Below are 12303 nucleotides of genomic sequence, written 5' to 3' on the forward strand. Positions count from 1 at the left end.
GATCCCCTCATTTCCTGCTTTTACTATAGTTTATTATATCCTTGCCACGCTTGTTTAATCAGCACCCGCACAATAGCTGCCGTCATCTGCCGCCGTTCCGCCGCCGTACACAACGCATCATCGCCGAACTCCGTTTCTTCCGCGGCTAAATGTGCGGCATTTTCCCGTACGTCAATCCCTTTTTCCGTTAATTCCGTACCGGCGCCCGCCGCTACTACCGCTACGCCGGGGCGCGCACCGATGACGACCCGCCAGCCTTCTTCCCGTACGGCAATGGCGGCCGTAACATAGGGAATCCGCGTCTGTTCCTGGCGTACCGCCGCATAGGAGGCAAATACTTTTTCTTTGACAATGCGAATTTCCTGTACGCGTTCTCCCAAGGGCGGACAAGAAATATAATCCCGTAAACACATGCGGCCTTTATGATGCAAAACAACATCCACTTTAAGCGATACCAACATCGGCAACAATACGGAACGGGCCGCCTTGGCTTCCACCAATTCGCCGACCGTTCCCGGCAAGCCGCCATACTGCTCTTTCATTTCCCGTAAAAAAAAGTAATCATGCTGCCGGCTATTTTTTTGATTTGTCCGTCCGTTTCCAAGGTTTCAAAATGCGTATCGGCACCGATAGCCACTTCATCCCCCGTATCTATAATATAATTCCGCGCCGACCCGCCCGCAGTATCTCCGAACGCCGTCGGCGTAATCGTTAACATATCTTTATATACAGGACCGAGAGAATCGGATTTTTTTCGTTGTTGCCGGTTTTTCATCTGTACCAGCCCCCTTCTCCTGCCTTTACTGCAATATAAATTCCATATCCGCCACATTCGACCTATGTAATTGCAATTGAAACGAACCTTGATTACACGCAATGACAGATTCAAGCAACGCATCCGTCCCCATGTCTTTCATAAGTTCCCACTCTTCTTTATATACTAAAACAGGCATAAACAGCTCCGCTACTATATGATTTTTTTCTTTTACCGCCGCCAAATCGCCGGAAATTTGCGCCATAATCACGCCGGCCGGCGCCCGCTCCCCTGCCGCGCCCTCCGGGGCTTGACAATACGGCACAGAAACGCCGTTCGCCAACGAAATACGATGCGCCCGCACCTGTTCGCCCAACTTCCCGAGCAACCGCAACGGCCATGCCGCCGGTTCTTGCAGGTGAATAAGACCGGCCTGTTGAAAAGGCCAAGTCGACGGCAGCAGCAGCCACAGTTCACAAGCCGGTGCCGACGCCGTTGCCGCCATGAGCCGCACTGTATGTACCACATAAAACGGCTCCTGAGGCAGCGGATATAACACTTGTACGGATATGGACGAACCGTGTTGTTCCCCGCCTGTAAGAACTTCTGTACGTCGCTGCGGAAAACAGGCTTGAAAATATTCCGTTATCGTATCCGCATACTGTCGCTGTCTGATAAAAGAGACCGGTTTACTTAACGCCAGCCGGCGTTTTATCCGTTCTTCCATATCCGAATACATGCCAACACTCCTCTTCTTTTATCCTTTATCATTATACCATAGATACCAATGCTTTAAAAATAACAGTCCCGGGTCTGCTGCACGGATTCCCCGCTTGCCCGGTACCCGTCTTCCTATCCTTCAACGTCCCCACAGCCATTGTCCCGCGGCCAACCCGCCCATACAACACAGGAAAGCGCCCGCCCCTTGTAACAAGCCGTAGGCCGTACCGCCGACCCAACCGGCCTGTTTCCAAATCTGTAACCACTCCCACGAAAATGCGGAAAACGTCGTAAACCCGCCTAAGACGCCGGTAATGACAAAAAGTCGCCACGTATGCGGCGCCGAACTGTGACTTTGAAAAAAACAATAGGCCAAGGCAATCCCGAACGAGCCCGCTAAATTTACCGTAACCGTGCCGTACGGAAAGGTGCCGCTGCCCGCCGTCAGCACCCCGATACTATAGCGCAAAACAGCGCCTATGGCGCCTCCGAGAGCTACTGCCATACTCTTCATGCCGTTTCCCTCCTTTATAAAAAATCGCCGCATATACCGGCCGTTTCTCTTATATTTGCCTCAGTATACCACGCCTGTTTCTCCGACACAACCGTCCGCCCCATATACGGTAAAAAATCAACATCCGTCTACTATATCTTGTGATTCTTTATCAATTGTAGTAAAATAACAGCAACCGATTGTTTTATTTTCCGTAAAGAAAGGAATGACCAGTATTGAAAACTCGTTGCCTGACGTTAACATCCTTTGAAACCGATTTATTCCGGCACTATATGAACCGAGAAAAAAATGCGCCGGTTCCTTTACGTCTCTGCAGCATAATATATCGCCATGTACATGAACAGGAGGTGTACACCGCCGCCCCGGCGACCCCCTATGCCCGGGTCGCCGCCGTACCGGCCGTCGCGCCCCTGCACCCGCATAAACAGATTATATAGCAACGAAAAAAGAGGTCGTGCCGTCCTGCACGACCTCTTTTTTTATGAGGCTGCCCGCTCACTGCGCCATAGCTTGTTCCAAGCGTGCGGCAATCGCTTTTCCCGTAGGGGTTTGCGCCAACCCGCCTTCGGACGTTTCTTTCAACGCGACCGGCATTAACCGACCGATTTCGCCCATAGCCTCAATTACCTCATCGGGAGGAATAACGCTTTCAATCCCGGCCAACGCCATTTCCGCCGCCGTTAAGGCCAACACGGCATAGCAGGCATTGCGCTTTACACAGGGCACTTCCACCAATCCCGCCACCGGATCGCACGCCAGTCCCAACGTATTTTTCATACATAAAGCAAAGGCCTGTAAAATTTGCCGATTCGAAGCACCGCATAATTGCGCCGCCACGGCCGCCGCCATGGCCGCCGCCGAGCCGCATTCCGCCTGACAACCGCCTACCGCCCCGGCCACCGTGGCTTTGTGCGATACAACGGCGCCTACCCCGGCCGCCGTAAGCATCGCTTCCGTCAGCTCCTTTTCACCCGCCTGCCGGGCTTCTCCGATGGCCAATAACACGGCCGGCACAATACCGCAAGACCCGGCGGTCGGACAGGCGACAATTTTAAACATTTTGGCATTCGCTTCGGCAATCGCCATCGCATACACGGATGCCGTATTCGCCAACGCTCCCAAAAGGACATGACTTTTTTTCTGTAACCGCGCGGCATCACCGCCGACCAATCCGCTCACCGATTTTTCCGTATTCTGCAAACCGGCCTGTACCGATTCTTGAAACACGGCAATACGGCCGGCCATCTGTTGTCGTACGTCCCGCTCGGAACATTCGCCGCGTTCCATTTCATGACGCAAAATTACTTCCGCCAAAGAAACGGCATGTTGTTCCGCCAAATCCAATAATTCCTGTAATGAGTTATATTCATATCGGCACATAACTTTTCTCCTATAAAGGCAATAACGTAACTACACTTTCTATCGCTTCAATTTTTCGGATCATGGCCACCATATCCGCAGGTACGGGGCTGTCCGTACAAACAATCATGACCGCCGCGGCATTTTTACCGCTGCGAAAAACCCGCATATTCGACACATTAATATGACCGATCGCCAGAATTGTCGTAGCTTGTGCAATAATTCCCGGTAAATCCCGATGTACGGTAATCAACGTATGTTCTTCGCCGCGCAACGAAACCTGCGCGCCGTTAATTTCACGAATTTCAATTTTGCCGCCGCCCAGAGAAACGCCGACCACTTCCATCGTGCGCCCCTGTTTGCCCTGCATGGCAATGCGTACCGTATTGGGATGTGCCGTTTCCGCCGTACTTCGTTGCAACTCCACCTGCAATCCCTGTCGGGCGGCAATCGCAAACGAATCCCGCAATCGCACATCGTCCGCGGAAAATCCCAAGAGCCCGGCCACCAACGCCTTATCCGTCCCGTGCCCTTTATACGTTTTCGCAAAAGAACCGTATACCGTAAGCTGCACTTTTACCGGTTCGTCCTTTAAAATATTACGGGCCATCAAGCCGATACGCGCAGCTCCGGCCGTATGAGAACTGGACGGCCCGATCATAATCGGTCCCACAACATCAAAAATTCCCATAAATACCTCCACCTCTTTCGCCTAACAGGCGACGGCCTGTTGCAAATGAAAACTGTAAATATACACTTCTTTTACCTTTCTTCCGGTCACTTGTTCCACCGCTTGTTTGTATATCGCCAGCTGCACATGATACCGTTCCCGAAACGCCTCGGGCGTCGACAGACGATCCGTCTTATAATCTAAAATAACCCATTCTTCCCCTTCCTGAAAAAGAACGTCCAGCACGCCCTGTACCAATACGGCTTCTCCCGCTTCCAAGGTCGGCAAATACGGATTTCCCTGTAACAGTACGCTGAAGGGGTATTCCCGGTGTACAACGGGCGAAGCCGCCATGCGTTTTCCCAACGGTTGCAACCAAAACGCCCGAATTTGCGCCACCTTGATCGCAGCCCGTTCCGCCGCAGAAAATATGCCTTCTTTTTCCCATTGTACCAAATCCGCACGAATTTCGTCCAATCCCGCATGCGTATTGCCCGCTATATATTGCATGGCTTTATGCATCGCCGTCCCGTAGGCGGCCCCCGTCATTTTGTTCTCGTCCGTCACTTCCCACAGCGGCGGTTGGGCAAACGGATCTTCCTCCGTCGCCATCTCCGGCAACAGGCGGGACAATCCCCTTTCCGCCTGTAACGCCGCTTGTTCCCACTCCTGTTGTTGTCGTTTGATTTCCGAAACGGACATTTTAGCCGCCGCGGTTACCGCTTGCGGATACGCATACCGCCACTGCAACCGTTCTTCCAGCCAGGCGGGCGGCTCGATGCCGGTAGGATTTCCCTCTTGCAACGCCGCCAACCGCGGATCTCTTTCGCCCTTACACCGCGAAGAACGGACGGCGGGAAGGGAACATTGTACCCGTACTTGCCATATATCATTTTGCCAAACTCCGTCCGTTGCCGTTTCTATTGCCGTCGTCAGAGCGGGCGCCGTACGGCAATTTTTTAAAACTGTCGGCATCACCCAATCCCAATACGATTTCGCCCGTTCCGGCGGTACTCCCTGACACCAACGGTTCCAGTCATTGGCAAGATGCGAAGTATGCCCGATTAACAGCAGCAATTCTTTCGCACGCGTCATGGCCACATACAAAATACGTTCTTCTTCCGCCGTACTTTCCCAAGCCGACTGCGCGCGAATCCCGTTCCAGGCCAACGTCGGATACGACATCCGCCAGTCCGTGTCATATTGTTTCAGACCGATCCCCAACGTATGATGAAATAAAATCGGTTCATTCCAATCTTGCCGATTAAACGCTTTGCCCATGTCCGCAACAATCACGACGGGAAACTCCAACCCCTTGCTCTTATGAATACTCATAATGCGTACTACATCTTCTTTTTCTCCCGCCACCTTTGCCGGGGCCAAGTCGACGCCGTCTTCTTTCATCTTATCCAACAGCCGCAAATACCGAAACAAGCCGCGAAAGCCGTGTTCTTCATATTGTCGGGCCCGTTCATATAAAGCCTTTAAATTGGCCTGTCGTATACTGCCGCCGGGAAGTCCGCCGACATACTCATAATACGCGGTATCGGAAAATAATCGCCAAATCAGCTCCGCCACGCTGTGCCGCCGACTATACGTTCGCCAGGATTCCAGCTGCTGTAAAAATTGTTGCAGCGCCGTTACGGCGGACGAATTTTCTCCCTGCGTTATATAGCGTGCCGCATTCCGCCACAAAGGACCTGCACCGAGCAGCCGCAGCTCCGCCAAACAGGCCTCCGATACGCCCACCAAAGGCGACCTTAAAACAGCCGCCAGCGGAATATCCTGTTGCGGATTATCAATACACTGCAACAAGGACAGCATAATTTGTACTTCTATCGCCGCAAAATAGCCGCCGTTCTGCTCGGCAAACGAAGGGATGCCGGCCTGTTGCAAAGCCTGTACCAACACCTCCGCCTTGCCTGCCGGCGAACGCAATAAAATAACAATATGGCCGTACGATAACGGCGTGTGCGTACCGTCTTTTTCCGTAATATACGTATGCGACGCTAACAGGTGCTGAATTTTTTCGGCAATATATGCACTCTCCTGTTCAAAGGCCGTTTGCTCTTGTGCCGTCGCTTCCGTCGCTTCCGTTGTTTCTTTTTCCTTCTCCCCCGTAGAAAGCAGGCATACTTCCGTCCGCCCGCTTACCGAATGGGGATGATCGGACGGACCGCGGCCGGCATGCAAAAATTCGCGTTCTCCGTACGCCAGCCCCGCCGCTTCTTCCGTCATAATAGCGGCAAACACCTCATTAACAGCCGCCAAAATCTGCGGCATACTGCGAAAATTACGATTCAAATCGATACACCGCTCCACGGCCTGCGGCTCCCGACGAAACCGTTTATATTTTTCCAGAAACAACGACGGATCCGCCAGGCGGAAGCGATAAATACTTTGCTTTATGTCGCCGACCATAAAGCGATTATTCGTCCGCGACACCAACTGCGTAATCAATTCCTGCACACCGTTGGTATCCTGATATTCGTCAATTAATACTTCCGCATATTTTTCCTGCAGCTTGCGGGCGACGGCGGAGGGCACTATCCGGTCCGGCGTCGATTCGGGAGCCGATAAAATCTTTAAACACAAATGCTCCAAATCACTAAAATCAATCCATCCCTTTTCCCGTTTTGCCTTTTCATAGGCGGCGGCAAAATCCGACGTGACCTGCACCAACCCCTTCATCACCGGCAATACCGCCCGCATACCATCCAGCAGATCGGCAGAAGATACGGAAAAATACACGGGACAAAGCTTATCTTGTATCAGCTTCTTACTGTCCGTACGGATTTTTTTACATGCTTCCCAACACGCCTTGTCTTCCGGTGTTAATTTTCGCAACGCCGGCAAACGCGTAAAGGTCACCGCTTTTACAGCTCGCGCCGTCATCTCCCACGTATGTTTTTCCAATACCCCCTGTAAGCTCCTATATTCGCTGTAGATCAAATCTTTAACGCCTTGCAGGGCCGGTCGCGCTTCGATTTGCCGTACTGCCCATTCATATTGCCGAACCGCCTCCTGCAGGCTGCGCCGAATCTCCGCTTTCACCGGCTCCCACCAGGGCGTCTCCTCAATACTGCCGGAAGACGGGATATCATACGCGACCGCCGCCTGTCGCAACCACTGTTCCGGAAAAGGCATACTGCGGGAATACTGATACATGCGTTCTACCGTCCGCACTATATTGTCATCGCCGCGCTCCGTACCGAACATATCCGCCAAAGGATATAACACGTCCGCCTTCTCCTCCTGCTCATAGTACGATAGAAGCAAATCTTCCAACACTTGTTTGCGCAATAAGCTTAATTCTTCTTCACCCGCCACGCGAAATGCCGGATCCAGATCAATCGTATAAAAATAAGTCCGAATCACCTCTTGACAAAAGGAGTGCAACGTAGAAATAGAAGCCGCCGGCAATAACGCCAACTGTCGTTCCGCGTCCGGCCGTCCGGTCGCTTCCAAGGCCGCCGTCAAAGCGGCTCCGATACGTTCCCGCATTTCCGCGGCCGCCGCTTTCGTAAACGTAACCACCAGTACTGCCGTCATATCGATCGGATTCTGCCGATCCAATAACCGCCGTACCAACCGCTCTACTAAAACGGCGGTTTTTCCCGAACCCGCCGCCGCCGATAACAACAACGTTTGTCCGCGACTGTTCATCGCCGCTTCCTGCGCTTCAGTCCATGCCATCTTCCCCTTCTCCTTCTACTCGAATTTTATCCCGCAAGTCCTCATTTCCTATGGTCCGACATACCCGATACGTATTCCCGAACGCCGTATCGAACCGACATACAGCATGATACAGGCAATACGTACACGGCATCCGGTGTTGCCATAATACCGGTCGGACGGCAATATCCCCTTCCGTAATTTTCTGCGCCGCCTGTCGCAACCGCCGTTGTACGACCGCCAACATATGCGACCAGCCGCTTTCGGTATACATTTGATTGCCGGCATTGCTCAAACTGCCGTCTTTTTTTAACCGTAAATTTAAAAACTCCGAATAGGCCTGCATAGACGTATCCAGCTGCCGCATCGTCCGCCCGTCGTCCAGAAAAAAGCCGCTCATTTTACTCTTTTTTTGAAACAACGCCATTTTTTCCGTCTCCGTCACCATATGATCCGCAGAAATCTTATCATCGCGCACATAACAATATAATACTGCCGCCGGCACGGCCTTTTCGCCCAGCTGCCGCAACGCGACAATCATATACGTCAAGAGCTGTAAATCCAACCCCAAAAATACCGGTTGTAACGCCGGTTCTTTGCGTCCCGACTTATAGTCGATAACCGCAACATAGGAGATTTCCCCCTCTTGCAGCATATCCAACCGATCAATTTGACCGCTAATCGACACTTTCCCTCCCGAAGGCAAGGTAAACTGTAACGGTTCCCACACACCGTTTTTACCGCCGAAGGCAATTTCCAGCCCTTTCATTTGAAAATTCGATACTTCGCTAAACTCCCGCAATCGCCGTACCGTACGAATCAAGGTCTGAATAAGCCGTTCCTTAATATGTCGAAAATATGCGTTCGACATGAGAATATCCTGCCGAACGGACGGCGCCGTCACTTCCGTCGCCTGACGACAATATTCCGGAATTTGCCGCATTTCCAAATCACGCCACTGTTTTCCCTCCCGCAATAAGGCATCGCCCATATACTTCAAGGCGCCGTGTACCAACAGCCCCAAATCGGGAGCGACAAAGCGATACCTTTGTCGGGCTTCCAATTGCAACCCGTAGCGGGCAAAAAAAGCAAACGGACACGTGCCGTATTGTTCAAATTTGGTGACCGAGCCGTGTAAAATCCCTTGCGGAGCAAATAACCGCCGCACGACGGATGCCGTCAGCGGGGCGGCAACATTGGTATGAAACAACCCCCGTACCGCTTGCCGTACCGCTTGTTTTTGCGAAGTGCGCAAAAGTTGATCATACAACGCCCACCAAACCGGCGCTACCTCACCGCCGTCGACAGCCGGCTGCAATTGCCCCGGCAACAGCCGTACGGCCGCTTCCGCACTCGTAATCGCCGCCGCTTCTTCCCCCGGTGAAATCCCGTCGCTTACCGTACGCACTCCGTCCACATAGCCGCGTTCCAGCAATTGACGTATCCATAAAGACGGTTCCCGGGCCGCCCCGCTTTCATCCGCCAACGCATACGTCAAATATACCTCCTGCAAGCTTCTCGTGACGGCCAAATAAAACAGATATTTTTCCTGTAATGACCGAAAGCGGCTGCCCGGCGCCAAATAGAGTCCGGCCTTCTCCAATTGTTGCCGTTCTCCGTCATGAAACAGGCCTTCTTCTCGGTTTCGTTTCGGAAAAATACCGTCATTCATACCGCAAATAAACACCGTCTTTCCCTGCAACGTATAGCCGCGCTCTACGGAAGTCAACGTGACATGATCCAACGTCGGCGGAATGAGACTGAACTTCAATGTTTTCAAACCGTCTTCCAAAATAACGGCAAAGTCTTCCAACCCCATTTCCTCTTCGCCGCAAAGTGTCACAATCTCCTGCAAAAAAGCCAACAATTCCTTCCATACCTGTTCATGTTCTTTCGCCTCTCCGGGACAACCGGCATCCGCGTCTTCCTGCCGCCAACGGCGAAGCGTTGCAGGCACTTGCAACCGTTTTAACCACGTGTATAATAACGTACACCACGTTTGCAACGTATGAGACGAACGGGATTCTTGCCAACAGGGCAATAACAGGTCGCGTACCTGCCGTCGAATACGATTGATCCCGCTTGCCGTACGGGCGTCCGTACCGTCGTCGTACCACGCTTTATCCGCCAACCATTGCCCGCCCTGTATGCCGTACGCCAAACAATAATTTTCCAACGCATCCGCATCGTCGCGGGAAATAGGGAACAAATCGCTTTTTAATAATTGAAATAGCGCCTCATACGTCCAGGATGTGCGAAACACCTGCAATAACGACACGACGGTTTCTACAATCGGGTGCGAAGCCATGGGCCGTTGATAATCACTGAACAGCGGAATACGGTACATGGAAAAAATACGTTCCGCCAACTGATTGTACTCCTCGCTCGTGCGTACGACCAAAAGAAAATCTTTATACCGATATCCCTGTCGGCATAATTGGATAATTTTTTTCGCCACTCCTTCAAATTCCGCTTCTTTCGACGTACATTCCCAAATATGAATCCCCGCCGTCGCCCGGGACCGCACCGCCGGTACAGGGCGAAAAAACGCATGGGCCATACGGGCCGCACCGTTGGTCAATCGTGGCGGTAAACAAATTTGTTCACTATGCGGAAAAAGCCGCCGCAACGCGCCGTACGTTTCATACGACCGGTGAAACAGGGCCGTTTCCCCGGCTTGCGAGGCAAGATGCTCCCCGTCCAGAGACAACGTGACCGTTAAAGGTCCCGCATACTTTTCCAATTGTTCCAGCACTTGCAGTTGTTGCGGCGTAAACCACTGAAAGCCGTCCACCAGGACGGGAATATGTTGTAAAAAACCGGCATATTTAATTTCGGCCGCCAACGCCGTCAGCAAATCATCGGCGTTGCCGAAACGCGCCGTCAACACCCTAGTATATGCCTCGTATACCCGGGCTATATCCTGCAATTTATCCGCCAACGACGGATCCGACACGGTCGTCGCCACCGCCTGCAGCGCCGCCGGGGACACGCAAAACGAACGACATTCTTCAATAAACGTCCCGACCGTTTCCGAAAAATGCGGCTGTACAGCCGCTTTCCGCAAAACGGTCAACTCGCTTTCCATTTGTCGCAATAATCGCTGCAACACCAACATGCGCCCCAATTCGGAGACCGCCGCCCGCTTGCATCCCCGCTCCTGCAACACTAAATAAGCCAACCGCGAAAAACCGACAACTTGTATCCCCGTATACCCTTTGCCCGGCATCCGTTCCGCCAGTCGCCGTTCCATCGTATACGTCGCCTGATCCGGCACTAAAAATAACGCCGCCCGGCCGGCCCGTTGACAAGCGGCCAATGCCCGTAAGCAGCGTTCCGTTTTACCGCTGTTGCTGCGCCCCAGAATAAGTTTTACCGCCATACTATATACATTCCTTCCTGTCCGACACTGCTTCCCGCGCCGTTCACCCCGTGCCCGGTCGTTCCCGTAACGCGTGTACGGCCTTGCCTGTACGCGCTTATCTTTTTCATTATACGTAGCCCCCTGCGAATGTCAATACCGCTCAATACACGAGAAAAAAACGGCAGTTATGCCGTTTTTTCCCGATTTGCCGCCGCATATAATGCCGCGGATATAGTTTTCAGCACGCCTAAACATTCCAAATTTTTTTGCCAATGATTCGGCACGGCCCGACAACCGTATAACGCGCCCGCAATATTGCCGCACACGGCACCGCACGTATCGCTGTCGCCGTCATGATTGCACGCCATAATTACCGCTTCCCGCAGCGAATCATTTTTTAACACACAATACACGGCAATCGCCAACGCTTCATCCGCCCGCCATCCCAAGCCGAGTTTCTGCAACGAATGTACCGGATTCCGATCCGTAACCGCTTCATCGACGGCACGCACCAACACCTTCAACACGGGAATCCCTTGCGGCCGCTGTTGTAAAAAGCGAAAAGCGTCCGCCAGCGCCTCCCGTAGAGCGCCGCCCCCGGTCAACACGGCAATGACGGCGCTCAACGTGCCGGCCGTTAAATACGCCGCCGGATTCCCGTGCGTCAATTCACCGGAACGACAACCGACGGCAAAGGCCTTTTCCGGATCGGCGGAAAAATACAACCCCACCGGCGCCGAACGCAATACACCGCTGCCGTTACAATCATTGGGAGCCGGCCGATCGGCAAAAAACTCTCCCGCCGCCAGCGTAACTAACGAATTTTTTCGCGGATACCGCCGGGCAAACAAACTCTTATCACCCATTAAATCATAGCCCCATGCCGTTTCATGCGCCTGTCGTCGCATCCACGCTTCCTGCTCCGGCTCCACCACGCGTTCGGTCTGCGTATAATACCAGCGCATGTACGAACGATATAAGCCCTGATCGAACGCCAGTCCTTCATGCGCCGCCCAAAGCAGGCCGTCGGCAGTAAAAATTGTTAATTGCGTATCGTCGGAAACGACACTTTTATTCCCGTGATTGGGCAACGCCAACACGGTTCGCAAGCCGTGAGAACCGTACCGCTTATGAATCGTTTTTAAGTCCAACTTTTCCAAAAAATATCCCAGCGCATCGCCTGTCGCACCGCCTAATAAACAACCGTCGAACCGTTCCGTTCCTTCCATACCGTCGTCCCTCCTATA

The 12303-nt window shown here is 52.7% G+C and carries 10 protein-coding genes; 1 reads left to right on the forward strand and 9 read right to left on the reverse strand.

The window, feature by feature from the left end:
• Positions 1 to 23: 23 nt before the first annotated feature.
• The 4 genes from HMPREF1039_RS03375 to HMPREF1039_RS03390 form a co-directional block, all read right to left on the reverse strand.
• A complete protein-coding gene (locus HMPREF1039_RS03375) occupies positions 24 to 542 on the reverse strand; it encodes a hypothetical protein (protein WP_007391012.1) in 519 nt (172 codons plus the stop codon).
• Positions 539 to 775, reverse strand: coding sequence for a hypothetical protein (locus HMPREF1039_RS03380; protein WP_007391017.1), 237 nt, complete (start codon positions 773 to 775; stop codon positions 539 to 541). Before HMPREF1039_RS03380 ends, HMPREF1039_RS03375 begins: the two co-directional genes overlap by 4 nt.
• A gap of 25 nt (positions 776 to 800) precedes the next feature.
• Entirely contained in the window at positions 801 to 1493 is a 693-nt protein-coding gene (locus HMPREF1039_RS03385; protein WP_007391018.1) for a suppressor of fused domain protein, read from the reverse strand.
• Between the two features lie 120 nt (positions 1494 to 1613).
• Positions 1614 to 1988 (reverse strand): fluoride efflux transporter FluC, encoded by a 375-nt coding sequence (locus HMPREF1039_RS03390; RefSeq protein ID WP_007390997.1) that lies wholly within the window; start codon positions 1986 to 1988, stop codon positions 1614 to 1616.
• A gap of 215 nt (positions 1989 to 2203) precedes the next feature.
• On the opposite strand from HMPREF1039_RS03390, the gene HMPREF1039_RS03395 reads away from it, so the two are divergent.
• On the forward strand, positions 2204 to 2425 hold the full coding sequence (locus HMPREF1039_RS03395; RefSeq protein WP_007390998.1) for a hypothetical protein: 222 nt from the start codon (positions 2204 to 2206) through the stop codon (positions 2423 to 2425).
• Between the two features lie 58 nt (positions 2426 to 2483).
• Here HMPREF1039_RS03395 and sdaAA read toward each other — a convergent pair whose 3' ends face one another.
• From sdaAA to HMPREF1039_RS03420, 5 genes are all read right to left on the reverse strand, one after another.
• Complete coding sequence (sdaAA, locus tag HMPREF1039_RS03400) at positions 2484 to 3368, reverse strand: L-serine ammonia-lyase, iron-sulfur-dependent, subunit alpha (protein WP_007391029.1); 885 nt, start codon at positions 3366 to 3368, stop codon at positions 2484 to 2486.
• A gap of 10 nt (positions 3369 to 3378) precedes the next feature.
• Complete coding sequence (sdaAB, locus tag HMPREF1039_RS03405) at positions 3379 to 4038, reverse strand: L-serine ammonia-lyase, iron-sulfur-dependent subunit beta (protein WP_007390993.1); 660 nt, start codon at positions 4036 to 4038, stop codon at positions 3379 to 3381.
• A 21-nt stretch (positions 4039 to 4059) separates the two neighbouring features.
• Positions 4060 to 7713 (reverse strand): helicase-exonuclease AddAB subunit AddA, encoded by a 3654-nt coding sequence (gene addA / locus HMPREF1039_RS03410; RefSeq protein ID WP_007391032.1) that lies wholly within the window; start codon positions 7711 to 7713, stop codon positions 4060 to 4062.
• Complete coding sequence (locus HMPREF1039_RS03415) at positions 7700 to 11074, reverse strand: PD-(D/E)XK nuclease family protein (protein ID WP_007391048.1); 3375 nt, start codon at positions 11072 to 11074, stop codon at positions 7700 to 7702. Before HMPREF1039_RS03415 ends, addA begins: the two co-directional genes overlap by 14 nt.
• Before the next feature lie 167 nt (positions 11075 to 11241).
• On the reverse strand, positions 11242 to 12285 hold the full coding sequence (locus HMPREF1039_RS03420) for an ADP-ribosylglycohydrolase family protein (RefSeq protein ID WP_007390999.1): 1044 nt from the start codon (positions 12283 to 12285) through the stop codon (positions 11242 to 11244).
• Positions 12286 to 12303 lie beyond the last annotated feature (18 nt).

This window comes from Megasphaera lornae, from assembly GCF_000214495.1.
In the GTDB taxonomy this organism is placed as follows: Bacteria; Bacillota; Negativicutes; order Veillonellales; family Megasphaeraceae; genus Megasphaera; species Megasphaera lornae.

What these genes read in the sequence shown, in the direction of transcription:
- HMPREF1039_RS03380 (WP_007391017.1), bottom strand. Translation starts at nt 775, where the DNA reads ATGAAAAACCGGCAACAACGAAAAAAATCCGATTCTCTCGGTCCTGTA.
- sdaAB (WP_007390993.1), bottom strand. Translation starts at nt 4,038, where the DNA reads ATGGGAATTTTTGATGTTGTGGGACCGATTATGATCGGGCCGTCCAGT.
- sdaAA (WP_007391029.1), bottom strand. Translation starts at nt 3,368, where the DNA reads ATGTGCCGATATGAATATAACTCATTACAGGAATTATTGGATTTGGCG.
- HMPREF1039_RS03385 (WP_007391018.1), bottom strand. Translation starts at nt 1,493, where the DNA reads ATGTATTCGGATATGGAAGAACGGATAAAACGCCGGCTGGCGTTAAGT.
- addA (WP_007391032.1), bottom strand. Translation starts at nt 7,713, where the DNA reads ATGGCATGGACTGAAGCGCAGGAAGCGGCGATGAACAGTCGCGGACAA.
- HMPREF1039_RS03390 (WP_007390997.1), bottom strand. Translation starts at nt 1,988, where the DNA reads ATGAAGAGTATGGCAGTAGCTCTCGGAGGCGCCATAGGCGCTGTTTTG.
- HMPREF1039_RS03415 (WP_007391048.1), bottom strand. Translation starts at nt 11,074, where the DNA reads ATGGCGGTAAAACTTATTCTGGGGCGCAGCAACAGCGGTAAAACGGAA.
- HMPREF1039_RS03420 (WP_007390999.1), bottom strand. Translation starts at nt 12,285, where the DNA reads ATGGAAGGAACGGAACGGTTCGACGGTTGTTTATTAGGCGGTGCGACA.
- HMPREF1039_RS03375 (WP_007391012.1), bottom strand. Translation starts at nt 542, where the DNA reads ATGAAAGAGCAGTATGGCGGCTTGCCGGGAACGGTCGGCGAATTGGTG.